Origin of the sequence: Marivirga arenosa, from assembly GCF_030503875.2 — a bacterium.
Classification (GTDB): Bacteria; Bacteroidota; Bacteroidia; order Cytophagales; family Cyclobacteriaceae; genus Marivirga; species Marivirga arenosa.
Genome location: NZ_CP129968.2, coordinates 2,501,741 through 2,524,703, shown reverse-complemented (window position 1 = coordinate 2,524,703; position 22,963 = coordinate 2,501,741). Strand labels below are relative to the sequence as shown.

The window sequence follows — 22,963 nt, the reverse complement described above, 5'->3', positions numbered from 1 at the left end:
ATCATGAATAAAGAATTAAAGCATTTTCTAATTAATAAATTCTCTGAATTCTTATCTGACGAAAGAAAGGAATTTATAGAAAATGTATTGGATAATAGAACGGATTACATTCGTGTTGTGCTGGAAGACATACGAGATCCTCATAATGCGAATGCTATTATTCGTTCGGGTGAATGTTTAGGGATTCAACATTTTCATGTAATTGAAAACGAAAATGCATTTAAATTAGGTAGAGGCGTAAGTAGGGGAGCTATTAAATGGGTGGATGTGCATCAATACCCTGAAAGTGCAACTCCCACGGTCGATGTATTCAATGATCTCAAATCAAAAGGTTACAGAATAGTAGTAACAAGCCCCAATGAAAAAGCTAGTGCACCAGAATCCTTATCTTTAGACCAACCTATAGCCATTGTAATGGGGAATGAAAGAGATGGAATAAGTGAGGAAGCAAAAGATTTAGCGGATGATTTTATCAGATTACCTATGCATGGGTTTACAGAAAGCTATAATGTTTCGGTAGCTGCTGGATTAACTTTATATAGTTTGGTCAGCAAAATGAGAGCTTCTGTAGAAAAATGGCAATTTAATGCACAATTAAAAGATGATTATCGTTTGAGGTGGTATAAAAAGTGCATGGCACGACCTGACGATTATGAAAATTATTTCGTTAAGGAATTTGAATCTCAGCATTAATCATGATTAAGTTTTCTATCAAGCTAGGCTTATTATTATTTGTTTCAGCAATTGTATTTGCAATTATTGCAAATGTGTTTATAATTTCTAAAACAAGAGGTTATATCTATGACGATTTAGCTATTATACCCAAAAGAGATGTTGCTTTAGTTTTAGGAACTAGTAAACGCAACATGAAAGGAGAAGCCAATAGCTTTTTTGATAATAGAATTGAAGCCGCAGCTAATTTGTATCATAGTGGGAAGGTTAAAGGTCTATTATTAAGCGGAGATAATAGAACACGTTATTATAATGAACCTAATGACATGAAGAATGCTTTAATGCAAAAAGGTGTTCCCGATAGTGTTATTTCAATCGATACGGCTGGATTAAGAACCTTAGAAAGTGTTTATCGCTGTAAAGAAGTATTTAATCAAAATAATGTCACCATCATTACTCAGCAATTTCATGCTTTTAGAGCCTTGTATATTAGTCAACATTATGAGCTAGATGCCATTGCATATTCAGCTGCTGAGGTTCCCGTTTATTCATCCGCTAAAGTCACCATTAGAGAGTTTTTTGCTCGCCCTAAAGCTTTATTAGATATTTATTTCCTGAATTCGTACCACAATGTGGAGCAGGAAATCAGCCAACAGTAATTTATTTTGACTTATAATTTTAAAGATTTTGCAAAATGATTTCAACTATTTTTAAATTTGTATCGTATACGATATAAACGGAAAAGATTAATTAATAATTATAGCTTATGAAAACAAATACGATTCAAAATGTTTTTAGAATTATACTAGGGGCATTCATGACGTTTGCTGGAATTGGTCACTTAACATTTCAAAGAGATGAGTTTCTTGCTCAAGTTCCTAGATGGCTACCTACAGATCCTGCTTTTATGGATTTTGTGGTGTTATCATCAGGAGTTGTGGAGATTACTTTAGGAGTGTTAATGATATTTTTAACAAAACATAAAGCAAAAGTAGGAATAGCATTAGCTGTATTTTATATACTGATATTTCCTGGTAACATCTCGCAATACACAAATGGTATAGATGCTTTTGGATTAGATACGGATCAAAAAAGATTGATCAGATTGTTTTTTCAACCCATATTGGTAATTTGGGCTTTATGGTCTACAGCAGGATGGAATTATTTAAAACTAAAACTAAATACTAAATTATGAGCTTTTATAATTATGAAGCCAAAAGACTGAATGGTGAAAATCAGTCGATGAAGGATTATGAAAATAAGACTGTTGTAGTAGTGAATACTGCTAGTAAATGTGGCTTAACACCGCAGTATGAAGGATTAGAAAATCTTTATAAAAAATATAAGGATGATGGCTTAGTAATTTTGGGTTTCCCTTGTAATCAATTTGCAAATCAGGAATCAGGGGATTCTGAACAAATTCAGGAATTCTGTCAGCTTAATTATGGCGTGAGTTTCCCTATGTTTGAAAAAATTGAGGTAAATGGAAATAATGCACATCCTATTTTTAAATATTTGAAGACCAAGTTAAAAGGAGGCTTATTAGGAAGCGCTATAAAATGGAATTTTACTAAATTCGTTATTGATAAAAATGGAAATCCAGTTAAAAGATTTTCGCCTACTACTAAGCCCGAAAAAATGGAAGCTACCATTAAGAAGTTATTATAATCTATGGATGATCAATTTGCATCATTGTATTTGGAGAACCAGATTTGTTTTCCACTTTATGCTGCCTCAAGGCTAACTACTAAATTATATACTCCATATTTAAAGGAGTTGGATATCACTTATCCGCAATATTTAGTGTTGTTGGTGTTGTGGCAGCATAACGCTCAAACCGTAAATAAAATAGGGGAGCGCTTGATGCTTGAGACCAACACCTTAACCCCATTATTAAAACGCTTAGAATCTAAAGAATTCATTAAGCGTACTCGCTCGAAGGAAGATGAAAGAACAGTTATTGTATCCTTAACCAAAGCAGGAGAGAAGCTCAAAGAAAAAGCGGTTAAGATCCCCGAGAAAATCATAGGTTCTTTTCAAGATGAATCCGTTTCTGAAGAGGAAATAGTGAATTTTCGCGATACATTGAATAAACTTATTAATACTCTAGGCGGTAAATTTTAACCTTATCGTAAATTCAATTTTAGTTGATTCTTTAAAAATAATATAGATATTGAGTTAAAAACTCATATTTTGCTAATCCACGTTAAAAACGAGGAATAGGGGGGAATACGAAACAACTTACGAAGTTAAAAAGACTGAGAAATGATTTTTCAAAAGCAAGAGATTAAAAACGCAGTGTTTCAAAAGGATCTTTTTCTTTCAAGAAAATGCCAGGATTCAGATTTCCAGAATTTTCGTTTCAGCTCTAAAAAAGAGTATCTATCTCGAGTAGAGGCAAATGAAACTATTCGTCTTTATAGGGCTACACTATTTCCTATTCCTCTTAGTATTCTGATTTGTTTTAAAATCATTATCTATAATAATAACATGGTAATTAGTGGAAGACCTACCTATTTTAGTTTCATATGGTTCGGCTTTTTTGGTATACTATTGATTGTTAATTCTCTCATTTTAGATAACAACTTTTTTGCTTTGTTTCCACTTTTAGGGTTGGGTGCTATATTTTATCTAATGGTCAAATCTGAATTTCTGTATTTAAAAAAAGTACTTAGACCATTTATTAAGAAGGTATAGTTTTCTTGTCCTGAAATAGGTTTACACAAATAAAGCTAATCATGGGAATAAAATACATCGAAAGTACAATTTATGAGATTTGTAAAAGGATAGACACAGGACAGATCAGCCCAGCTCGTCCTCGTTTGTACCTAAAATCCGCAGGTCTAGAAAATAGCATTCGATTTTAGTTGATTTTTTATTGATTTCATTTTTCTAACCAAAAGTTTCAAGGAAAATTAAGTTAGTAGCAATGATTTCACCAATTGCTTGCTGATATTTTAAACTTTAGTCATGATAAACCCATTAACTCATCAGCTTTATTTTAAATTTCAATAAGTGGGGTGGTGATTTTTATAATGTTATCAAGTTTTAAATGCTAGGTTTCCATATATCCTTAGCTTCCAGCAGCGGGCATTTTTAACCCATTTGGCAGGAGTGCATATAAATCTGAATATGAACTTCTTTATCCTGAAATGGGCTTTTAACCCCTTTACCTTTTTTGAAAATTCTTTGATGATATGAGTATATAAGTTCTTACATATTGCAGAAAAAAGCAGAAATACGGTATTATGTTCTAAATTCGAGAATGGTAAGTTTCCCCATCCAAAATCGTTTTTTAATGCATCAAATTCCCGTTCGATTTTCCCCCTTTGATTATAAAAAAATACCACTTGATCATTGCTTAAATTTTTATCATTTGTGATGATAGCACTGTAAGTATAATCCTCGCCTGTAAACAGGTTGAGTTGTCCATCAATTCTCTTGATTTTGGTGACAACATATCTATAATTCTTTAAAGGTTTTTGATATTTTAGTCGGCTTGCGGCTTGTTTGAAGGGTGAAAATTCTATTGATGCCCTGTAGGCCTCTTCGCCAGCTATCTCTATCTTTTCCCAGTTTTCTATAGTGTCTATGGTGCTGTAGAGTTGAGCGTTCATTCTTGCTTTTATATAAAACTTGTCCACATTTTCAACAACTTCAAGCAAAGTCGATAATTGATAGGAAGCGGAATCAGCCCTAAAAACATCTACTTTGACTCCCTGCTTTTTAAGTAAGGAAAACATCCTTGCCAATGTATCCTGCTGTAAAGTTTGAGCATCACTGTTACCATTTCTGTTTTCAATATACACGACCTTGTCTTCAATTATGCCCACGCCAGGCGCATAACCAAATGCTTTTTTATAGGTCATTTTAGCATCTGATTTTTCTGTGAAAATCAAGGTATTGTCATAGTCGAGTACAACAGGATGCTCTCTATCCTTAATTCGGTCTACTTTGTTTAATAATTTCAGGTTAAGTTCGTTTAGCTTATCGTTAATGCTGAATTGGTGTACAGAGTTGCCTCTGGGTGTACCAAATTCCTGAGAAGGAACAGAGAACTCCTTCATTCTTTTTAACAAGCTGTCGGGACTGCAACTTCTCAGAAGAGGATTGTCCTTCAATGTATGCTTCAAGTTCTCTGACAGATCCTCTATACAATCACCACCACAAAAATAAATTGACCAAAAATTATAAATTATATCCCTCCAATCAAATTGGCTTTGCTTGGGTAAATCAGGAAGTTCGTTGTTTAATGTACTACCTATTGATCGGTTGTCAAGAGCTTTTATAACAAAATTCAAACCGCCAAATGGGCTGATCTGTTTCGAATTTATTACCTTCATATCAGTGTTTGTTTGCATCACCAATATAGGTGAAAACACTGAAGCCGTAAAGTCTTAGAGATAAGTATTTTACGGCTTATTTTTGGGTTTACCTGCGGATTTTAGGTTGTAACGAGGATGCTTATAACAAGCTGTCTTGTCCTGAAATAGCTTTACACAAATAAAGCTAATCATGGGAATAAGATACAGTGAAAGTACAATTTTTGAGGTCTGTAGAAGAATTGAAACAGGTGATATCAGCTATAGTGAAGCGCAAAGTGAATATGGGGTAAAAGCCAAGGAAGTATACGGCCTTGGCTTAGAAAATATAGGGCTGGATCACTACCTTGTATAGAAATGGGTAAATATGACGATTTATCTTAGTAATGTTATATAAGGACAATAATGTAAAACTGTAAAGTGAAATAAGAACGAGACATGCAAATCGACTCGCAAATACGCACTACTTTTACAACTTTGTGAGCATTTCAAATATTAATAAAAGTTCATCAGTTCCATCCATTAGGATAAAAGTTAATATTTGAAACTAAATGTGAAGATGAAATTGTTATCTTTACATAAAGGAAAACAATGGTTATGGGTACAGCTCAAATTAGGGAACTACTTCATGAATACATTAACCAAGCAGATGAACGACTCATCAATTTAATGTATGCCATGGTTCAGGCAAATCTGAAAGAAGAGGATTATGGTTTAAGTGAAGCACATAAAAAAGTACTAGATGAAAGATTAGCAGCATATCAAACTGATCCTTCTGAAGGATCAAGTTGGGAAGAAGTTAAAAATCGCATTAGAAATCAATTGTGAATTATCGCTTAATTGTTAGGCCTGAAGCTGAGCTTGATATTTTAGAATCATCTCAATGGTACGAGGATAAGCAGAAAAATCTAGGTATACGCTTTTTAGAAAAGATTGAGGAAAAATTACTTCTAATTACTCAAAATCCACTTCATTATCAAGTCAGATATAAAAACACCCGCCTAGCCTTAATAGAGCATTTTCCTTATGCTATCCATTTTATTGTAGATCAAAAAGAGTTAATCGTAATAGCTGTATTGGGTACCCGAGATGATCCCGGAAAATGGGCATAAAGCATTTTCACTCAATTTCATTTGCGCAATCGTTTCCTTTTTTGTCACAAGCATGATACAGAACTGTTCTTCCATCATCCAACATCCGACTTCCATCTTCTAACTTCAAAAACCCAACTTCCATCTTCCAACTATTCTACCGCATCATCTATCTCTAGCGTTTCTAGTATATCCGCTAGTTCATCAAAGTCTTTATAGCCCGGTCTGATTTCTTCACCACCACATAGCGCACATAGCGAAGCAATAAGCATGCTATCTGCTATAAAAGTACTTGTATCGTCCTAAAGTAACTTTACGGTTTTATATCTAAATATGAGTTTTAGTATATACTACCGCTGCATGTCAATAATCTTTTTCAACATATTTTGTCAAACCTAAACATATAGTTACGTTTGCAATTAATCTTTTAATTTAAATTATATGATAAGTAAAATTAAGTACGCATTAATTGTTTTAGCAATTACTCTCTATTCTTGTGATTCAAGTGAAACAGCTGATAAAGAGGGGGAACCCTTAGAAGCAAAATTTAGTGTTGAGATAGAGGGAGAAGCGCCAAATGCAGTATTAAATCTAACTAATGAGTCTACCGGAGCAAGCTCTTATGAATGGAGCTTTAGTGAAGGCAGTAGCGATTCAACTTCAATTGAGGAAATACCGAATGGCATTACGGTTGACAAAGCAGGGGACTTCACCATAACACTTAAAGCAGTCTCCGGTACTGAAGAAAGTAGTAGTGAAGAAACTATTACTATAGAAGGAAACAGTGCCATATTAGAAATAAAAGATTTAGAATTTTCTCAGGAAGAGGGCAGTAGTGAATTAGGCAGATTTTACTCCATTTCTGAAAACGAAATGTATTTAGACACTGAGATAGATGAAGAAAATGGACCAAATATTAATCTTTTTTATAAAGGATCTAATTCACCTTTTATCTTTTTTGAAGGACCAAAAGACAACTTTGACGACATTGTAGTGCCAAATGCAAAAGAAACTAAAGTCCATAATTATGAAAATGGATTTGAAGTAGCCTCATTTGATGAAATGGAAGATGATGCTGTATTAGATGACTTGACAGTGATTAATGATGATAATGCTATAGGGACTTTGGACTTCCCTGCAATTGTCACATTTGAAACTGAAGAGGGTAAAAAAGGAGCGATAAAGTTAAAAGCCATTAATTCAACTAGAGTATTGGTTGATATAAAAGTGCAGAAATATTAATTACCATTTTTAATAGGTAAAAATACTGAAAGCACACCATATGCAAATAATGGTGTGCTTTTTCATTCCTAAACTTTTAAACGGTTATCTCATTATATTTTTATGCATTAAATATTAAGATAAATTTTTCTATCTAAAATGAAAATACCACCTAATTTTAAACTCATAGGCTTAAAATTTTGACTATTCTAAGGATTATATAAATTTTCGATTTTGAATTAATTTATATTAAAATTCAAGCTTTTATTTTCAGATATTCGGTTAATTTCGCGCACTATTTTATAAACTATAAGAATATACAATTATGATTAAATCCCTTTTATGGAGAATATGCTTATTCTCTGCAATTGCTTTAACATTTTTCCAATGTACGGAGGAAGAGGAAGCAAAAAGTCCATTGAACAAAATTGAGGAATTCTCTATTACATCCATGAATCCACCTGTTTCAGGTGTCATAAATGAAGAAGCATTTTCAATTTCATTAGATGTACCCAGTGGCACAGATATTACCGATTTAAGTCCTGAAATTTCTATTTCGGATAAAGCAACTGTTGTACCCGCTTCAGGTACTGCACAAGACTTTACTAGTCCGGTAGTCTATACAGTAACAGCAGAGAATGGTACTGTTGCTGAATATACAGTTACTGTAAATGTGTTAGAAAACACAGAAGCTATAATTGACACCTTTATTTTCAAAGGATTTGAGACAGAATTAGCAGCAACAATAGATGAAGAGAATAAAACTATAACTGCTCTTATACCTAGAAAATATGACCTAACTAAATTAATTCCAACAATTGAAATTTCAGAATTTGCAACCGTGACTCCAGCTTCTGAAACTGAAATAGATTTTTCGAAAGATGTAATCTTTACAGTTGTGGCTGAAGATGGTACGGAAGTAGAGTATACTGCTTCTATAGGATATGAGCCACGCACAGAGAAAGCAATTTTAATTTTTGCTTTTGAAGCATTTACTCCAACTATTAATGGCGTAATCAATGAAGATTCAAAGGCTATTACACTTACATTACCTTGGAATACCAGTGACTTAACTGCTTTGGTACCAACTATAGAAATTTCAGAAGGAGCAACTATTTCTCCTGAAAATAGTACTGCAGAAGATTTTTCTTTTGGTTCAGTAGATTATACCGTAACGGCTGAAGATGGTTCTACTCAGGACTATGAAGTTACAGTTGAATTAGAGGCAGCACCAACGCCAGAATTTGACGATTTGATTTCTACATCTTTCAGAAAAGGTGAACTAGTAACAATAACTGGTAAGAATTTTAGTGATATAAGTGTTTCATTTTCTAGAGAAGGTTTCAGTTCCGGCCCCTCTTTAGAGTCCGAAGGAGAAACAAGTTTTTCATTTAATGTACCCAATAATGTATCTTTTGAGACAGGTACTTATTCATTTATTGTATATATAAGAAATGAAAAATATGTTCTGGGTGATGTGCAAATTCTGCCTCCAGCTCCAACTATTTCTGATTTTGTTAGCTCAACAGATGATGATAATATTATCGTAAGGATCAATGGAAGAAACTTTATTGAGGGAGAAAACAAAGTATACTTTGTTAAAAATGATGTGAGAACCGAAGCTTACATACGTTAAGAAGACAACGGTAGAATATATGTTGTACAACCTCCTTTACTTGAAAGTGGTGAATATACTATAGTAGTAGAAACAAATGGTGCAGAAGTAACAGCAAGTGAAACAATAAATGTTGAAGAAAACACAACAACCGATCCAATAATTGCCAGTGTAGAAAGCTTAACAGTTAAAAGAGGTGATAAATTAATTATTAACGGTAAGAACTTTGGTGAAGGAACAGGTTCTGTAACTGTTGGATTTATGGATGGCTGGACTGCCACGAAAGCGAGAACTGGAAACAGAATATCTGATTCCGTAGTGGAAATTGTTATTCCTTCTGATCTTCCTGTTGAAACATACATGATCTATGTTCAGAGATACAATGGTGATGGAAGCTCTGCTTTTAGTAATACATTTTACAATATTGTAATTGAATAAAAAAATAAACCAAAAAATAAAAAGGGCTTATAAAGCCCTTTTTATTTTTAATCTGCAAAGTAATATATGATATTTAAGATCTTTTAATACTATAGTATGGTGGTGTACAATCCTGAAATAATCTCACAATTTATCACATTTCTATTTTAGCAATTGCTAGTTACATCTTTAAAAAAAAACTAAAATTTAATACATAATAAGTCTGATCTATCTTCCAACTTCAAACACACAACTTCAATCTTCCAACTATTCTACTGTATCATCAATCTCTAGCGTTTCTAGAATATCCGCTAGTTCATCAAAGTCTTTATAGCCTGGTCTGATTTCTTCACCACCTTTTAATGAAATGCCTTTAATAGAGGTGTTTTCAACCAAACTCATTACATTATTATCATCAATGTTAAAACCTAATACAACTGGGTGGTCTTTCGATAAATCCAAAACTTGATTGACCACATTCTCCTTATAGTGATTTCCATTGCCTGATTCAAAAAGGAAGAATTCTACTTCATTCTCTACTTCTTGCATGGTGTTTTTAACGGCTTCAGCATCGGTCACTTTATCCATATCAAAACGAAGAATTCTTTTGTAATCCTTAAAAAGGGGAATGATGGCAGGATTATCCGTTTGTAAATAATGAAGTTCATAGTCTTTTATACTGGCTTTAATCTCATCTTCTGAAGCATCACCGTATTCACCTACAAATTCAAGGCCTGATACCCAACCGGTAAGTTCCATGAAATTTTCAGGGCTCACATAAGAAGGATTATCTTTTTGCAAGTCAAAGCCCATTAAGTTCACCGTCATGCCGGCACAATAACGTGCATCACTTAAATTATTTACCTCAGATATTTTAACGAATGTTTTTAAAGCCATTTTGTAGAATTTTGATGCAAATTAAAGGAATTTTTAAGTGGCTTAAAAGGGAAAGGAAGTAAGCTTTTCCAAAGTTTGAGTTTTGGAAAAGCTTAAATAAATTACTCCGCAAATGTTTTGTCAATTCTTGCTAATAAATCATCATAATGAATTCTGCTCATTCGATCTGATGTTCTATATCTTCTGCTGCTTATATCCGTTTTTAGTTGATTTAGTTCAGCACGCATTAATGGAATGATATCAGAAATGATGATATCACTATCTTGATTCTTTTCTGCATCCAATTCAGCAATTTTTTCAGCCGCTAAATCAATATAAGTTCTCTGGATATTTCTTCTGTAGGCATCTACTGATTGACTTCTATATAATTCTGAGAATATTCCTCTTCTAACATCTTCTAACATTTCAAGAGCAGAATAAGCTTGATTTCCATTTAAGCTTTCATTTTCAATCATTCTAAGGATTCTATCTTCATCTAAAAGACTGCTTAATGCTCTTACTTGCAAGGCTTTTACTCTCTCAATCGCTCCATCATCTTCTATTCTTTGGAGTATATCTTTATTCAATAACCACTCATGATTAGTGAAAGTATGTTCATTCAAGAAAGCAACGGCATTACGTTGAATATCAGCAGGAACATGCTCATAAACTACGCCTTCCTGATTTGACGTTTTTCTGGTTTCATAAACACCACCTACATTGGCAATTACATGGCGATTATAACCCCACCACATATAACCTAATTCTCTGTAGACTTCTGCAAGCTCTTCATATCCTTTTCCATCTTCAGAAGTCCATTCAACTAAGTTTGGAACTACCTTCTTCAAATTGGCTAAGCCATATTCACTGGCTTTAACATGATCATCACCCAAACTCTCTCTATTAGCTCTTGGGTCAGCTACTCCATATCCGCTTCCAAACTCATACCATGGATTTCCAGCCTTTTCAAGAATCCATTCATCAAGTGTAGCCTTTTCATCTTCTTTGGTTTCAGCATCTGCTAAATAGCGATAACCCCAATTAATAGCATACTTATCATAAGGTCCCATCATTCTGATGTATCTTACGCCTTCATCTTCAGGCTGAGCTACATAATTCACTCGGGCATAATCCATAATAGAAGGAGTGAGGCCATATTTTTGAGTGAAAGTTGCTGATCTTAAAGAGTCGGTAGGGTAGGCTGAACTTGCTTTCATATTGTGTGGTAAACCGATAGCATGTCCTACCTCATGTGCAATCACCATACGCATCATTTCACCAATTTCTTCTTCAGGAGTTTGAAGTGTTCTGGCTGCTTCAGTTTGTGCTCCTGCTTCGATCATAAACCTGTTTCTGTATGATCTTAAATGGTTATGATACCAGATGATATCACTTTCAATAATCTCACCTGTTCTTGGATCCGTTACTGATGGTCCTACAGCATTACGTGTTGTACTAGCTACATAACGAACTACTGAATATCGAACGTCTTCAGGACTAAAATCAGGATCTTCTTCCGGACTAGGGGCTTCTTTTGCAATGATTGCATTTTTAAATCCTGCCGCTTCAAAAGCTACATTCCAATCTTCAATTCCTTGAATAAAGTAAGGTCTCCATTTTTCTGGAGTAGCTGGATCTAAATAATATACTATCGGCTTAACCGGTTCAACCAACTCACCTCTTTTATAGGCTTCTATATCCTTAGGAACTAACCTCCATCTTCTTATTAATTCATAGCGGTCTGACTTTAATTCATCAGAATTGTAATCATATTTTTCTAAGGTAAACCAACCTACTCTGTCATCAGCTAAACGAGGTTTCATTTTATCTTCAGGAAGTAAAATCATTGATTGGTTGAGTAGCATACTTATAGTTCCTGCCTGATCTCTTTCTGGTGGATTCCCCGCATCATAGGTCATTAAGTGTTTTACTTCAATATTCTGAGGGTAAGCATTAGCTGATTCTATGTAAGAGCGATTTTTATCTAATCTTTTAACTTTATACCTTTTTCTTAAGCCATCAGACATTGCATTAATAGCGCTAACTTCGTCAGTGTATAATTTACTTACATCGACCAAATAAGCAGTAGAGTCGGGATTTATAGCTTCAATCTCAGTGCTAAATAAAATAGGAAAGAAATTATTGGCTTCCACAGACTTTGATATTGGACTTTCTTCGTCACTTTCATTGGTAAAGCTGATTACTTTAAGGTCAATATTTTTATCACGCTTGTACCACCTAACGACTTGTTCATTTACCTTTGAACCGGCATTAATATAACCACCACCAAAATTATCAGGTAATTTAACTATTCTGCTTACTAGTAATAGATCCTTTTCTAATTTATCGAAAGGGATTTCGTAATATAATTTACCATCTTTTTGGTGAACGGTAAAAAGTCCATCATCCGATTTAACCCCTGCTTTGATGATATCAGCATAATTTTTGAATTCACCTTTTGGCTTTTCAGTTTTTTTTGTTTCAGATGCTTTTTTCTTCTTACCAAAAAGCTGTGCATTTGCAGTTTGGTAGGAAAATAGCATGCTGATGCTAAGTACAAATAGTAATTGCTTCATATGTTAAAAGTATAGTTTAATAGTTAGTTTTAATTGATACTGTAACTCTTTTTCAATTGAAAATAATTTCATTGATTAAAGTTATCTCAACATTTTCAAAAGTAGAAATCCTTTTATTTAATTGGTAAAAGGTTTGTTTCATCGAATTGATTCTTTGTAAATCTTTAATTGTAGATGAAAAACCATATTATTTTAATATTTTAAATTGTTAACTGAAATTTAAAATTGGTGTTTAGATTTTTAAATCCGAATAAGTGGTCGCGAATTGAAAAAGAGCTTGAGCAAAAACCTAATATTTTGCTTTCTCAGTTTTCCATTATAGCAATTATTGCAGCTGCAATTCAAATAATTAATGACATTTGGTTTTTAAATTTTGTTGCTGTAGGGCTAGATTTAATAATTGTATTTATTTTCATAGCTACTTTTTTGATAAATGAAAGTGGAAGAAATCTGCTAGCAAAATTCATCTTTATAGTTTTAGGGCCAGCGTTTATTTTTTGTTATGCTTCCGTAATTCCCAAGACTATTGGTCTTTATCTTATTTTCTTCCCCATAATAGCTGTTATTTTCCTCATCTTTAAAAATGAGGAAAGACGGTATAAATACTATTCCATGATTTACGTGGTATCCCTTTTGTTAATTTTAGAATTAACCGCCTATCAGCCATTTGGTGAATTAAACTGGACTGAAGGCAAATCAGAACCGAGTTCTTTTTATGTAAATATGTTCATCTCAGTTTTTGGAATGGTGTTTAGTATGTACAATATTGATGTAATCAATACGCTAATTGATAAAAAGAGACAAGAAACATTACTGGAATTAAAACAGAAAAATAATGAATTGGAATTAGCTAATAATGAATTAGATCATTTTGTATATAGTGCTTCACATGATTTAAAAGCTCCTTTGTCATCAATTTTAGGTTTAATAAACCTGGCAAAATATGAAGTAAAGGATGAGCACGTAATGGACTATTTTATTAGGATAGAAAATCGAATAGAACGTTTAACAAATTTCATAAAAGAGGTAATTGAGATTTCAAGAAATGCAAGAACTGAAATTAAAGTAGAGTCAATAGAAATAGAGGATTTTGTGGATGATATTATTGAAAATAATAATTACATAGATGGGATGGAAAAAATTGACTTTATAAAAGATATAAAAGCTGGTTCAATTGTATTCTCGGATAACGCGAGACTAGAAGTTATCCTAAATAATCTGATATCAAATGCAATTAAATATTCTGACCCTAACAAAAGTAAATCAACTGTTAAAATAAAAGTGAGCCATGAGAATAAATATTTTAAGATTGAAATAATCGATAATGGAATTGGGATCCCCAACAATCAATTGGAAAAAGTATTTGACATGTTTTATAGAGGTGAAGATAGCAAAGAAGGCTCGGGATTAGGTCTTTACATTGTTAAAAATATGCTTACAAAGCTTGATGGTGAATTTGAAATAAAATCACAGATTGATAAAGGAACTACAATTACATTAAAATTACCAAATATGCTTTCTTCTGAATCTAATTTTTAATCATTCTGCAATTAGATTCATTAAGTGGACCGCAGCTAAGGCAGCAGTTTCAGTTCTTAATCTGCTTTTGCCTAAGCTAACTTTTTTAAAGCCTTTTTTTTCAGATAACTCTACTTCTTCTTCAGTAAAATCACCTTCAGGGCCAATTAGAATAATTGAATCTAGATTATTTTTTAATTCATTCTTTAAATATGTAGTATTTTGAAAATCTACATAGGCTATAAATTTATTAGCTTCTTTAGCATTTGAAATAATATTCTGTAAGGAATCAATCTGATTTATAATCGGCTTTTTCGCTTTTATTGATTGCTTCATGGCACTTATAACTTTCTTTTCCAAGCGGTCAATTTTAATTACTTTTCTCTCTGAATGAAAGCTTTGAAAAAAGCTGATTTCATCAATGCCAAATTCAGTGGCTTTTTCAACTAACCATTCAATGCGGTCAATATTTTTAGTAGGAGCGATAGCAATGTGCCTATGAAAATTGAAATCAGCCTCCTTTTCAGTGCTAATTATTTCAAATTCACACTGTTTATGATTCTCATTTGTAATTTTAGCTTTGTAAAATGTACCTTTTCCATCAATGAGATTAATTTCATCGCCTGACTTCATTCGTAGAACTTTTATACAATGCTTAGATTCATCAAGATCTAAATGCTTAATTTCTGGTAAATGAGGCTGGTAGAATAACTGCATACCCAAAATTAATTATTTTGTATGAACTACCATTTATTTATTCTACTCAATATTTTGGCTAATTGATATGATTCAGATTTTTTAATTAGAGACATTCCTTTAATTTTGTCGCTGCTTTAAAAATTTATATGGATTATCTCAGAGGTCTTATTGGTTTATTGGTTTTAGTTGGTTTTGCTTGGCTATTTTCAGTAAACAAGAAGAAAATTGATTGGCGTTTAGTGGGTACTGGCTTATTACTTCAAATCATCTTCGGTTTATTAATTACTAAGGTTGAATTTGTTGAATTAATGTTCAAAAAGGTTTCTGAGGCCTTTGTGGTATTTTTAAGCTTCTCTGGGGATGGTGCCAGATTCCTGTTTGGTGACTTAGCAGGTGATTCTTTGGGTTTTATTTTTGCATTCCAAGTGCTTCCAACGGTTATTTTCTTCTCCACTGTTACGGCTGGTCTTTATTATTTAGGAATTCTTCAAAAATTGGTTTATGGTATTGCTTGGGTAATGTCTCGAACCATGCGATTGTCTGGTGCTGAGAGTTTGTCAGCTGCCGGGAATATATTTTTAGGTCAGACTGAAGCCCCATTATTAGTTAGACCTTTTGTTCCCAATATGACTCGCTCTGAATTAATGTGTTTAATGACTGGGGGAATGGCGACTATCGCAGGTGGTGTTTTAGCTGGATATGTTGCCTTTTTAGGAGGTGATGATCCGGTAGAGAAAGCACGTTTTGCTTCTTACTTATTAAGTGCTTCCATAATGAATGCTCCCGCTGCAATTGTGATTTCTAAAATACTTATACCTGAGACAAATCCAGATGATATTGATGATACCTTGCATGTCAGTCAAGATAAATTGGGTGTAAATTTAATTGATGCCTTATCTAATGGGGCTGCGGAAGGCTTAAAGCTTGCCTTAAACATTGGTGGAATGTTATTAGCCTTTATAGCGGTTATTGCTGCTATCAATTATTTCCTAGGTAATTTAATAGGAGAGTGGACAGGTTTAAATGCATTAGTGGCAAGCTCTACTGATGGAACTTTCGATAGTTTTAGTTTAGAATATATCTTAGGTCAAATTTTTAGATTATTTGCTTTTGCTATGGGGGTAGAATGGAATGATACGCTGGCTGTAGGTAGTTTATTAGGTCAAAAGACAGCTATTAATGAGTTTGTAGCTTATCTTGGTTTAGCAGACATGAAGACTCAAAACATTTTAAGTAATAAATCTATTATCATAGCAACCTATGCGCTTTGTGGATTCTCAAACTTTAGCTCTATCGCTATTCAGGTAGGTGGAATAGGGGGGATGGCCCCAAATCAACAGGGTAATTTATCTAAGTTGGGTATGAGAGCATTGTTAGCAGCCACGATTGCATGTATGATGACTGCTACTATTGCAGGAGCATTAGTTGAATAATTTCATCATTGAATATCATTTCTTCTTTTTACCATTAAATTCTGTAATCTCACAGTCTTTTAATTAATTATAGCGTATATATTAATATGCGTTTAATGATAATTAAAGATTATGAAGTTCGAGAATAAAGTAATCGTAGTAACAGGTGGCGGCAGTGGTATGGGTCGAGAATTAGTCTTGCAGTTACTGAATAAAGGAGCTAAGGTAGCCACTGTAGATATTCATGATGAAGCGTTAGCAGAAACCAAAGAATTGGCAAAAGAAAAAGCCAGTAATCTCTATACTCGTAACCTTAACATATCCGATCGAGAACAAGTTGAAAGTTTTCCTGATGAAGTTATCAAGCATTTTGGTAATGTTGATGGCGTAATTAATAACGCAGGAATTATTCAGCCTTTTATTGATGTAAATGAATTAGATTACGATAGGATTGAGCGTATCATGAATATTAATTTTTATGGTACGCTTTATATGACAAAAGCCTTTCTACCTCATTTGCTTAAACGACCTGAGGCTCATATAGCTAATGTTTCAAGTATGGGGGGCTTTATTCCATTTCCAGGCCAAACTTTTTATGGAGCTTCTAAAGCAGCAGTTAAATTATTAACTGAGGGTTTGTATGCTGAATTAAAGGAAACTAATGTGGGAGTAACCGTAATTCACCCAGGAGCTATCAACACAAATATTACTAAGAATTCAGGTGTTGAAATGAAGAATACTGATCAAGCAGGGCAGGGGAAAGCACCGAAAATGTTGTCTTCTGAAAAAGCAGCTTCAATAATGTTAAAAGCAATTGAGAAGAAAAAATTTAGAGTAATGGTTGGGAGTGATGCTCGTTTTCTTGATCTATTTTACAGATTAAGCCCAGCCGGTGCAGTAAAATTCATTGTTAAGCAAATGAGCGGTATGGTGAACAAATAAAAAAAGCTTGTATTTGCAAGCTTTTCCCTAACCTAAACTAAATATACTCTATGAATTTAAAGTACTATTGTCTTTGAATTTCTTTTGTTTGATACTTCTAAAGTAACTTCTCCATATTTTTGAGTTAACTCAAATTGTTGAATAAAGCTAGCTCTATCTTCTATATTAGATGAATATAAAACTCTACCGTTTTGATCTCTTATCACAATGTTTACATCCTGCTTTTGGCTTTGTAATACTTTTACTTCAAAAGTATTTTCGTTAATTTCTTTAGTCGAAGCCACTAAGTCAAAATTGGATGTCAATTCATCATTTAAATCAATTACTTCTTTATAAACTTCTTTACCTTCTTTTACTAGAATGATAAATTTATCACTGCTTAATTGACTGAAGTCGTAAGGTCTTACAAATGTTTTAGTTTCATTGATAGTTTCTTTGTAAACTACCTCGCCTCTTTCGTTAATAATTTTTACTAATACTTTTTCATTAGAAGTTGGTAAGTATGTTAAAGTTGCTTTTTTCACTTCTACATTACTTGTAACCTTTAATTTTTTAGTAGGAACAACTTTGTTGTTTGCAGTTGCAACAACTGATGCACATAAGATTAAGGCAGATACTAATAATTTTTTCATTGTCGTGTTGTTTGTTTGTGTTTGACGATGCAAAGGTGTGAGCAAATTTTTAAAATACAATCACTTGTAGTGTGATATAAATATTAAGAGTTTTAATTGTAATGTAAGGTAATGTCTAAGATTTTAACCAAAATATGTTTGTTTTCAAATGCTTTAAGTAAATATTGACAGAATAATATTTTGAAAAGATGGATTGTGTACGCTATTAATCTTCTTCTCGAATATTTTTTCATTATTTGATAATATTCATATTCAAAAGTTGAATATCTTATATGGTTATTAACATTAAGATAATATATAGATTTATTGCTGTTATATTTATCAAAATAATAAATCAAATATTTTTATAAAAAACTAGAAAAGTATTGTTTCAGCGATAAAAAATAGATCAAAACAAAATATTATTGATGATATTTCTCGGTTCCTTATACTTTTTTATTCTTTCTAACTACATCAATTGCTCATTTGCAATCAACTAAAGTTAAACAGTATGTGTTAGGAGCTGGAATAGAGTTTGGAAATGGAGGAGCTGATTATGATTGGATGGATATTTGAAAGGTGAATAGAAATGCTCAACTGGACCAATTTTATACTAGTAGCAATGGTGATATAGCGGGTTCAAAATCAGTTCCCGCTAAAAACCCAGCAATATTTGTAATGAAAGCTGAAAATGCTTCGGCTAATGTTATATGGGATACTGATTATCATATTTGGATTCAGTCATCAGATTGATATCTCTATTCTTTTAAAATCATAAAATTTGGATCTAGGCAAATTCTTTTAAACTCGTTTAATTCAGAAGGAGCACAAACACCTGGGAAGTCTCCTAATTTGTCTTTCATGTCAGTAATTAATTGAAAATGCAAATGGGGTGGCCAGTCGCCATTTTCAGGATAAGGCCCTACTTCGCAGAATTTTTCGCCTTTCTTTATAAGCTGCCCTTCTTTAATATTTCCTATACTTTTTAAACTTAGATGTCCATATAATGTATAGAATTGAATGTGATTGATATTATGTTCTAATATAATTGTAGGTCCATAGTCACCAAAGTTGTTATTATTGGCAAAGCTATGAATTATAGCTTCAGTAGGCGCATATAGTGGATGATGAGCTTCACACCAAACATCAACTCCTAAATGCATGCATCTTGATTCTCCTTTTTGAAAATGAGCACTTCTTTGGTAAATGGTTCTATTTTCTAAATAACCACCATGTCCATATTGCTTTTCTTTCATTTTTAAATAATCAAATACATATTGATCAAAATCTTTGGTTGATTTTAAATCAAATCGAAGAAGGTCTTTATTACGATCAGAGAAATCTAATAATTCACTGTTGCTTTTATTTAGCCACTTACCCATAATCGGGAATACATCTTCTTGATTAATATTCATACTTAAAATAAGAGTTCAATTGATTTTAAAGTAATTTTAAAAGTAGCGTTATCAGTATTTGTTATAAACAAAACTGCCGCAAGAACTTAATCTTACGGCAGTGTACTTAACTTAACTGAAAAAGTTTATTTTATACTTTAGATAAATTTGGCTTTGGAGCACCCGCCATGATTTCATCATTAGCGAATTCTTCAAATTTTTTGAAATTAGCATTAAATTCTTCTGCTAGTTTATTAGCCATTTGGTAATAGCCTTTGTCATTTTTCCAAGTTTCCCTAGGGCTTAATACCTCAGAAGGAACATCAGGACAAGTAGCAGGGATAGCGCATCCAAATACAGAATGATTTCTGTAACCAACTTCATCTAACCCACCGTTTAATGCAGCAGTAATCATTGCTCTAGTGTATTTTAATTTCATTCTAGAACCTACTCCGTAAGGACCTCCAGACCAACCTGTGTTTACTAACCACACAGTTACGTCCTGCTCATCCATTTTCTTTCCTAACATCTCAGCATACTGAGTTGGGTGAAGTGGTAAGAAAGGAGCACCAAAACACGCACTAAAAACTGTTTGTGGCTCAGTCACACCTGCTTCAGTTCCTGCTACTTTAGCAGTATAACCTGAAATGAAGTGATACATCGCCTGGCCTTTGGTCAATTTAGAAATTGGAGGTAAAACACCATATGCATCACAAGTAAGGAAGAAAATATTATTTGGTTTACCTCCGATTGATGGATTAACTGCATTTTCAATATGGTGAATAGGATATGCAGTCCTTGTATTTTGAGTTACTTCTGTATTTTCGTAATCTACAGTTCTTGTTCCTGGAAAGAAACGAGTATTCTCAACAATGGCACCGAATTTTATAGCCTTGTAAATCTGAGGCTCTTTTTCTTCGGTTAAATCGATGGTTTTAGCATAACAACCTCCTTCAAAGTTGAAGACACCATTATCAGTCCAACCGTGCTCATCATCACCGATTAAACCTCTGTTTTCATCAGCTGATAATGTAGTTTTACCTGTTCCAGATAGTCCGAAGAAAATAGCAGTATCGCCATCAGCTTTTTCACTCATATTAGCTGAGCAATGCATAGATAATACATTGTGTTCAGTTGGTAAAGTGAAGTTAAGTACAGAGAAAATACCTTTTTTCATTTCACCAGCGTAACCAGTCCCACCAATTAATATGATGTTTTTACTAAAGTTAACGATTGCAAAGTTTTTCTGACGAGTTCCATCAACCTCTGGATCAGCTTCAAATTCTGGTGCATTAATGATTGTAAATGTAGGCTCGAAAGTTTCCAGTTTGTATTTTTCTGGTCTTAAGAACATATTGTAGCAAAATAAATTATGCCATGCTTGAGTATTTACAACTCTTAAGTTAAGTCTGTAAGTTTTATCCGCTCCTGCATAAGCGTCTCTCACATACACTTTTTTGTCTTCAAGGAACTTGAGCATTTTCTCATGAAGTGCATCAAATTTATCTTCATCAAATGGAATGTTGATGTCTCCCCACCAAACTTTATCCTTTGTTTTATCATCTTTCACGATGAATTTATCCTTTGGAGATCGCCCCGTAAATTTACCGGTATCACACATTAAAGCACCAGTATCTGTAAGTACACCTTCGCCATTAGCCAAAGCATGCTCTGTTAATTCTGCAGGGCTAAGATTCCAATACGCTTCAGCAACATTTTTTAAACCCAAATCCTCTAAGCCGGATTTAGAGGATTTTAATCCAAATTCCTTCATTATTTTTATGTTTTTGCTAGATATAACATGGTTTGGCTGGCAAAGTTAAAGATTTTAATAAGCATAAAAAGTAATTTTTTAATCATTTACAAATGTTTAGATAGTGTAAAAAATACACTTTCTAGTAATTTTAAAGCCGATTTTGACTGCCAATTTGTTTTAATGAAGATGCCGTGTTAGATTTAGCATTCGAATTTTTAAAATAAAGATAATCTATAGGTAATATGAATTCTGAAAAAACATTTTTCGGCCACCCTAGAGGATTGGCAACCTTATTCTTTACTGAGTTTTGGGAACGCTTCAGTTATTATGGTATGCGTGCCCTTTTGGTTCTATTTATGGTTGCCTCAATTGAAACGGGAGGACTCGGACTAGATGATAAATCTGCAACTGCTATTTATGGTTTATATACCATGTTCGTTTACTTATTAGCCTTACCAGGTGGTTGGTTAGCAGATAGATTTTTCGGACTTCAAAAAGCAGTTTGGTATGGGGGAATCATCATCGCATGTGGACACTTTGCGATGGCAGTCCCAACAGATGAGTTCTTTTTTATAGGTTTGATTTTAATCGTTATCGGAACAGGATTACTAAAACCTAATATAAGTAGTATTGTAGGAGGATTATATAAAGACAATGAACCAGCCAGAAGAGATGCTGGTTTTTCTATATTTTACATGGGTATTAATTTAGGTGCTGTTATTGCTCCTTTGATCACTGGTTACTTAGGTGAAAGCATTAACTGGCATCTTGGTTTTGGAGCTGCAGGTGTTGGAATGTTATTAGGTGTAATTCAGTATAGGGCTTCTTCGAAATATTTAGGTGATATTGGAGCTCAACCAGAAGGATATGATCCGGCCGATACAAAACAGATTGGTTTTAGAAGAAAAGTAAAATTAGGAATTTGGACATTTTTAATTGGCTTAATCGCATTGGTTTTAGCTACTACTTTTGGAATAATTAATATTGATGTTGTTAGTGTCGCAAATATATCCTCTTTTGTAGTGGCGGCTGCATTAGTATTGTTCTTTGTGGCTATATTTCTTTTTAGCGGTCTTAACCAAGATGAGAAGAAGAAAATTGGAGCTATTGCCCTTTTATTACTATTTTCTGCAGTATTCTGGTCAGGTTTTGAACAGGCAGGATCCTCATTAAATTTATTTGCGGAGCGTTACACGGATAGAATGATTGGTGGTTGGGAGATGCCAGCTTCATTCTTACAAAGTGTAAATCCAATGTTTATCATCATTCTTTCTCCGGTTTTTGGTTGGTTCTGGATCCAATTAGCAAAAAGAAATTTAAACCCAAGTATTCCTTTGAAATTTGCTTTTGGATTAATATTTCTTGGGCTAGGATTCGGAGTAATGATTTTAGCTGCCACTTTGGTAATTTCTTCTGATACTGTATTACCAACATGGTTATTAATTACTTATTTCTTACATACTACTGGGGAGTTATTCTTAAGTCCTGTAGGTTTAAGTGCTGTAACTAAATTGGCTCCGAAAAGATTGGTTGGTCAAATGATGGGGGCTTGGTTTATGTCCGTAGCATTTGGTAATTTGATTGCAGGATTAGTAGCAGGTGAATTTGACCAAAATGCAATTGCTGAGAACCCAAGCTTATTACCAGACATATTCCAGTTTATTACTATCTTTATTGTAGGGGCAGGAATAGTCGCTTTAATCTTAACTCCTTTAATTAGAAAATTAACAGGAAACGTACATTGATATTATGTAAGCAAATCATATAATCATTATATTTTTTAAGAAAATAATTGTAATTTGACCGATGAATGATTTTTTGATTCTTTATTGCCCTGTCGG

At 33.3% G+C, this 22,963-nt stretch carries 23 protein-coding genes and 1 pseudogene; 16 read left to right on the top strand and 8 right to left on the bottom strand.

The genetic code is table 11. The annotated features are described in order from the left end of the window. Positions 1-3: 3 nt before the first annotated feature. From QYS47_RS10950 to QYS47_RS10930, 5 genes are all read left to right on the top strand, one after another. Positions 4-693, top strand: a complete 690-nt coding sequence (locus tag QYS47_RS10950; RefSeq protein ID WP_322346107.1) for a TrmH family RNA methyltransferase — start codon at positions 4-6, stop codon at positions 691-693. A gap of 2 nt (positions 694-695) precedes the next feature. Continuing rightward, on the top strand, positions 696-1,331 hold the full coding sequence (locus QYS47_RS10945) for a SanA/YdcF family protein (protein WP_302124925.1): 636 nt from the start codon (positions 696-698) through the stop codon (positions 1,329-1,331). 107 nt (positions 1,332-1,438) lie between these two features. Next, a complete protein-coding gene (locus tag QYS47_RS10940; protein WP_322346106.1) occupies positions 1,439-1,867 on the top strand; it encodes a DoxX family protein in 429 nt (142 codons plus the stop codon). Then, positions 1,864-2,340 carry a glutathione peroxidase gene (locus QYS47_RS10935; RefSeq protein WP_322346105.1) on the top strand — a complete coding sequence of 159 codons (477 nt, stop codon included), beginning with the start codon at positions 1,864-1,866 and terminating at the stop codon, positions 2,338-2,340. Before QYS47_RS10940 ends, QYS47_RS10935 begins: the two co-directional genes overlap by 4 nt. A gap of 3 nt (positions 2,341-2,343) precedes the next feature. Beyond that, positions 2,344-2,796: a MarR family winged helix-turn-helix transcriptional regulator gene (locus QYS47_RS10930; RefSeq protein WP_322346104.1), complete on the top strand. Its 453-nt coding sequence runs from the start codon at positions 2,344-2,346 to the stop codon at positions 2,794-2,796. A gap of 917 nt (positions 2,797-3,713) precedes the next feature. Here the strand turns inward: QYS47_RS10930 and QYS47_RS10925 are convergent. Then, a complete protein-coding gene (locus QYS47_RS10925; protein ID WP_322346102.1) occupies positions 3,714-5,015 on the bottom strand; it encodes an IS1380 family transposase in 1,302 nt (433 codons plus the stop codon). Positions 5,016-5,187: 172 nt separating this feature from the next. Here QYS47_RS10925 and QYS47_RS10920 point away from each other — a divergent pair, with 172 nt between their 5' ends. From QYS47_RS10920 to QYS47_RS10910, 3 genes are all read left to right on the top strand, one after another. Further along, entirely contained in the window at positions 5,188-5,349 is a 162-nt protein-coding gene (locus QYS47_RS10920) for a hypothetical protein (RefSeq protein WP_302124931.1), read from the top strand. Between the two features lie 242 nt (positions 5,350-5,591). Further along, positions 5,592-5,822, top strand: a complete 231-nt coding sequence (locus tag QYS47_RS10915; RefSeq protein WP_322346100.1) for an addiction module protein — start codon at positions 5,592-5,594, stop codon at positions 5,820-5,822. Then, positions 5,819-6,106: a type II toxin-antitoxin system RelE/ParE family toxin gene (locus tag QYS47_RS10910; protein WP_302124933.1), complete on the top strand. Its 288-nt coding sequence runs from the start codon at positions 5,819-5,821 to the stop codon at positions 6,104-6,106. The genes QYS47_RS10915 and QYS47_RS10910 overlap by 4 nt, the downstream gene beginning before the upstream one ends. Before the next feature lie 131 nt (positions 6,107-6,237). On the opposite strand, the pseudogene QYS47_RS10905 reads toward QYS47_RS10910, so the two are convergent. After that, positions 6,238-6,336 (bottom strand): annotated as a pseudogene (locus tag QYS47_RS10905) (phosphoribosylanthranilate isomerase); the annotation flags it as partial. 190 nt (positions 6,337-6,526) lie between these two features. On the opposite strand from QYS47_RS10905, the gene QYS47_RS10900 reads away from it, so the two are divergent. The 3 genes from QYS47_RS10900 to QYS47_RS10890 all read left to right on the top strand — a co-directional run bounded on the left by QYS47_RS10900 (position 6,527) and on the right by QYS47_RS10890 (position 9,359). Beyond that, positions 6,527-7,327, top strand: a complete 801-nt coding sequence (locus QYS47_RS10900; protein ID WP_302124934.1) for a hypothetical protein — start codon at positions 6,527-6,529, stop codon at positions 7,325-7,327. A 304-nt stretch (positions 7,328-7,631) separates the two neighbouring features. Beyond that, positions 7,632-8,942, top strand: a complete 1,311-nt coding sequence (locus tag QYS47_RS10895; protein ID WP_322346098.1) for a DUF5018 domain-containing protein — start codon at positions 7,632-7,634, stop codon at positions 8,940-8,942. Between the two features lie 240 nt (positions 8,943-9,182). Next, positions 9,183-9,359: a hypothetical protein gene (locus QYS47_RS10890; protein WP_322346096.1), complete on the top strand. Its 177-nt coding sequence runs from the start codon at positions 9,183-9,185 to the stop codon at positions 9,357-9,359. A gap of 246 nt (positions 9,360-9,605) precedes the next feature. On the opposite strand, the gene trpF is transcribed toward QYS47_RS10890, so the two are convergent. Both trpF and QYS47_RS10880 read right to left on the bottom strand, forming a co-directional pair. Next, positions 9,606-10,235, bottom strand: coding sequence for a phosphoribosylanthranilate isomerase (gene trpF / locus QYS47_RS10885; RefSeq protein ID WP_322346094.1), 630 nt, complete (start codon positions 10,233-10,235; stop codon positions 9,606-9,608). A gap of 101 nt (positions 10,236-10,336) precedes the next feature. Next, complete coding sequence (locus QYS47_RS10880) at positions 10,337-12,790, bottom strand: zinc-dependent metalloprotease (protein ID WP_322346091.1); 2,454 nt, start codon at positions 12,788-12,790, stop codon at positions 10,337-10,339. 228 nt (positions 12,791-13,018) lie between these two features. On the opposite strand from QYS47_RS10880, the gene QYS47_RS10875 reads away from it, so the two are divergent. After that, positions 13,019-14,329 carry a sensor histidine kinase gene (locus QYS47_RS10875; protein ID WP_322346089.1) on the top strand — a complete coding sequence of 437 codons (1,311 nt, stop codon included), beginning with the start codon at positions 13,019-13,021 and terminating at the stop codon, positions 14,327-14,329. Here the strand turns inward: QYS47_RS10875 and QYS47_RS10870 are convergent, their stop codons facing one another. Further along, complete coding sequence (locus tag QYS47_RS10870; RefSeq protein WP_302124944.1) at positions 14,330-15,025, bottom strand: 16S rRNA (uracil(1498)-N(3))-methyltransferase; 696 nt, start codon at positions 15,023-15,025, stop codon at positions 14,330-14,332. It abuts the gene before it with no gap. Between the two features lie 128 nt (positions 15,026-15,153). Between QYS47_RS10870 and QYS47_RS10865 the strand changes: the two genes are divergently transcribed. Both QYS47_RS10865 and QYS47_RS10860 read left to right on the top strand, forming a co-directional pair. After that, positions 15,154-16,440 (top strand): NupC/NupG family nucleoside CNT transporter, encoded by a 1,287-nt coding sequence (locus QYS47_RS10865; RefSeq protein ID WP_322346087.1) that lies wholly within the window; start codon positions 15,154-15,156, stop codon positions 16,438-16,440. Positions 16,441-16,551: 111 nt separating this feature from the next. Next, positions 16,552-17,361 carry an SDR family NAD(P)-dependent oxidoreductase gene (locus tag QYS47_RS10860; RefSeq protein WP_302124945.1) on the top strand — a complete coding sequence of 270 codons (810 nt, stop codon included), beginning with the start codon at positions 16,552-16,554 and terminating at the stop codon, positions 17,359-17,361. Between the two features lie 56 nt (positions 17,362-17,417). Here the strand turns inward: QYS47_RS10860 and QYS47_RS10855 are convergent, their stop codons facing one another. Then, a complete protein-coding gene (locus QYS47_RS10855; protein WP_302124946.1) occupies positions 17,418-17,993 on the bottom strand; it encodes a hypothetical protein in 576 nt (191 codons plus the stop codon). Between the two features lie 558 nt (positions 17,994-18,551). Between QYS47_RS10855 and QYS47_RS10850 the strand changes: the two genes are divergently transcribed. Beyond that, the gene (locus QYS47_RS10850; RefSeq protein WP_302124947.1) at positions 18,552-18,725 is read left to right on the top strand and encodes a hypothetical protein; all 174 of its coding nucleotides are present in this window, start codon (positions 18,552-18,554) and stop codon (positions 18,723-18,725) included. A gap of 5 nt (positions 18,726-18,730) precedes the next feature. Here the strand turns inward: QYS47_RS10850 and QYS47_RS10845 are convergent, their stop codons facing one another. Together QYS47_RS10845 and pckA are read right to left on the bottom strand one after the other, a co-directional pair. Then, positions 18,731-19,387 carry a peptidoglycan DD-metalloendopeptidase family protein gene (locus tag QYS47_RS10845; RefSeq protein ID WP_322346085.1) on the bottom strand — a complete coding sequence of 219 codons (657 nt, stop codon included), beginning with the start codon at positions 19,385-19,387 and terminating at the stop codon, positions 18,731-18,733. Positions 19,388-19,517: 130 nt separating this feature from the next. Beyond that, positions 19,518-21,140 (bottom strand): phosphoenolpyruvate carboxykinase (ATP), encoded by a 1,623-nt coding sequence (gene pckA / locus QYS47_RS10840; RefSeq protein ID WP_308356572.1) that lies wholly within the window; start codon positions 21,138-21,140, stop codon positions 19,518-19,520. 224 nt (positions 21,141-21,364) lie between these two features. Here pckA and QYS47_RS10835 point away from each other — a divergent pair, with 224 nt between their 5' ends. Next, positions 21,365-22,867, top strand: a complete 1,503-nt coding sequence (locus QYS47_RS10835) for a peptide MFS transporter (RefSeq protein ID WP_308356573.1) — start codon at positions 21,365-21,367, stop codon at positions 22,865-22,867. Positions 22,868-22,963: the final 96 nt, after the last annotated feature.

Bases quoted from the DNA above. Each gene is read 5' to 3' on its own strand.
- QYS47_RS10950 (WP_322346107.1), top strand. From the start codon at position 4: ATGAATAAAGAATTAAAGCATTTTCTAATTAATAAATTCTCTGAATTC.
- QYS47_RS10945 (WP_302124925.1), top strand. From the start codon at position 696: ATGATTAAGTTTTCTATCAAGCTAGGCTTATTATTATTTGTTTCAGCA.
- QYS47_RS10940 (WP_322346106.1), top strand. From the start codon at position 1,439: ATGAAAACAAATACGATTCAAAATGTTTTTAGAATTATACTAGGGGCA.
- QYS47_RS10935 (WP_322346105.1), top strand. From the start codon at position 1,864: ATGAGCTTTTATAATTATGAAGCCAAAAGACTGAATGGTGAAAATCAG.
- QYS47_RS10930 (WP_322346104.1), top strand. From the start codon at position 2,344: ATGGATGATCAATTTGCATCATTGTATTTGGAGAACCAGATTTGTTTT.
- QYS47_RS10925 (WP_322346102.1), bottom strand. From the start codon at position 5,015: ATGAAGGTAATAAATTCGAAACAGATCAGCCCATTTGGCGGTTTGAAT.
- QYS47_RS10920 (WP_302124931.1), top strand. From the start codon at position 5,188: ATGGGAATAAGATACAGTGAAAGTACAATTTTTGAGGTCTGTAGAAGA.
- QYS47_RS10915 (WP_322346100.1), top strand. From the start codon at position 5,592: ATGGGTACAGCTCAAATTAGGGAACTACTTCATGAATACATTAACCAA.
- QYS47_RS10900 (WP_302124934.1), top strand. From the start codon at position 6,527: ATGATAAGTAAAATTAAGTACGCATTAATTGTTTTAGCAATTACTCTC.
- QYS47_RS10895 (WP_322346098.1), top strand. From the start codon at position 7,632: ATGATTAAATCCCTTTTATGGAGAATATGCTTATTCTCTGCAATTGCT.
- QYS47_RS10890 (WP_322346096.1), top strand. From the start codon at position 9,183: ATGGATGGCTGGACTGCCACGAAAGCGAGAACTGGAAACAGAATATCT.
- trpF (WP_322346094.1), bottom strand. From the start codon at position 10,235: ATGGCTTTAAAAACATTCGTTAAAATATCTGAGGTAAATAATTTAAGT.
- QYS47_RS10880 (WP_322346091.1), bottom strand. From the start codon at position 12,790: ATGAAGCAATTACTATTTGTACTTAGCATCAGCATGCTATTTTCCTAC.
- QYS47_RS10870 (WP_302124944.1), bottom strand. From the start codon at position 15,025: ATGCAGTTATTCTACCAGCCTCATTTACCAGAAATTAAGCATTTAGAT.
- QYS47_RS10865 (WP_322346087.1), top strand. From the start codon at position 15,154: ATGGATTATCTCAGAGGTCTTATTGGTTTATTGGTTTTAGTTGGTTTT.
- QYS47_RS10860 (WP_302124945.1), top strand. From the start codon at position 16,552: ATGAAGTTCGAGAATAAAGTAATCGTAGTAACAGGTGGCGGCAGTGGT.
- QYS47_RS10855 (WP_302124946.1), bottom strand. From the start codon at position 17,993: ATGAAAAAATTATTAGTATCTGCCTTAATCTTATGTGCATCAGTTGTT.
- QYS47_RS10845 (WP_322346085.1), bottom strand. From the start codon at position 19,387: ATGAATATTAATCAAGAAGATGTATTCCCGATTATGGGTAAGTGGCTA.
- pckA (WP_308356572.1), bottom strand. From the start codon at position 21,140: ATGAAGGAATTTGGATTAAAATCCTCTAAATCCGGCTTAGAGGATTTG.
- QYS47_RS10835 (WP_308356573.1), top strand. From the start codon at position 21,365: ATGAATTCTGAAAAAACATTTTTCGGCCACCCTAGAGGATTGGCAACC.